Annotated in this window: 1 protein-coding gene; it reads right to left on the reverse strand. The window is 69.5% G+C overall.

Annotation, left to right across the window (positions count from 1 at the left end; genetic code table 11):
* Positions 1–1,347: ThuA domain-containing protein (locus tag GTY47_RS31300; RefSeq protein ID WP_029181830.1), on the reverse strand; the 1,347-nt coding region annotated here is incomplete at its 3' end.
* Between the last annotated feature and the right edge of the window lie 100 nt (positions 1,348–1,447).

Raw genomic sequence — 1,447 nt, forward strand, 5'->3', positions numbered from 1 at the left:
GACCGGACCCGTGCCGGGGGTGGGTGGCGGGCTGCCGCCCAGGTCCTTGATCCGGACGTTGCGGAACGACACGTCGTCCCCCGTGCCGTGGTTCTGGATGCCGACGTGGCCGGCGAGCGAGCGGGCGGGGTCGGTGTTGGTGAAGTCGTTGATCTTCACGCCGTTGAGCCAGACCTGGAGCCGCTCCCCCTCGACCAGCAACTCGAAGGTGTTCCACTCGCCCGGTGGGTTGAGCGCCGCGTCCCGGGCAGCCGTGTCCGGGGCCTTGACGGCGTAGATCGAGCCGGTCGTGCGGTCGGGCGCGTCGGTGGCGTCGATCTGGACCTCGTAGCCGTTGTCCAGTGCCGACTGCGGGTCGCTCGTCGGGGGGAAGCCCACGACCACACCGGAGTTGTCGTCGCCGGGCATCTTCCAGTCCAGCTTCAGCGAGTAGTCGGTGAACTGCCGGGCGCTGTACCAGAGCATGCCCATGCCGCCGTACGAGGTGAGGGTGGCGTCCGAGTTGGTGAAGCCGCCCGGGCCTGCCTGCGACCAGCCGGTGGTCGAGCCGTTGTAGAGGGTCGTGTAGCCGGTCTCGGGCCGGCAGTCGGCCTTGGTCCGGCCTGCCGCGTACCGGATGCCGCCGAGCAGGTGCGCCCGGAACGCCGGCTCGGTGTACGACGCCTGGCTGTGCCCGCCGCCGGTGTAGAAGGCCCGGCCCCCCGCGTGGGTCTTGCACCAGCTGTGCGGGTGGTCGGCGCCCATCGAGCCGCCCGAGTAGGACGACTCGTCCAGCGTGGTGAGCACGCGCGCGGTGCTACGCGGGTTGGTCCGGAAGTTGTACCACTCATCGGTACGGGTCCAGGTCTGCGGCAGGTGGGCGGTCGCCGCGTGGGCCCGCCCCTCCACCTTGACGTCTGCCTGCTGGACGGCGGGGTGTGAGGCGAAGTAGGCGCCGACCAACTCGCCGTAGAACGGCCAGTTGTACTCCGTGTCCGCGGCCGAGTGGACGCCGACGAAGCCGCCGCCCGATCCGATGTACGACTGGAACGCCGACTGCTGGGCGTCGTTCAGGACGTCGCCGGTGGTGTTGAGGAAGACCACCGCCTCGTAACGGCTCAGGTTGCCGGTGGTGAACTGGTTGCCGTCCTCCGTGGCCGTCACGGTGAAGCTGTTCGCCGCGCCGAGGTCCCGGATGGCCTGGATCCCTGCCGGGATCGAGTCGTGCCGGAAACCGGCCGTCTTGGAGAACACGAGGACGTCGTAGGACGTGTCCGCGGCACTGACGGGTGTGGGCTGTGCGAGGAGGGCCAGGGCGGCGAGTGTCGTGGCCGCCCCGCCCAACAACATTCGGGGTTGTCTGCGCATGTCCGTCGCTCCTTTTTTGGTGACAGAAGTCAGGGCAGGGTCCACTTCTGGTTGGCTCCGCCGTGGCAGGTCCACAGGTGCACGAGGGTGCCGTCGGAGG

This window comes from Streptomyces sp. SID5464, assembly GCF_009862985.1.
Lineage (GTDB): Bacteria > Actinomycetota > Actinomycetes > Streptomycetales > Streptomycetaceae > Streptomyces > Streptomyces chartreusis_D.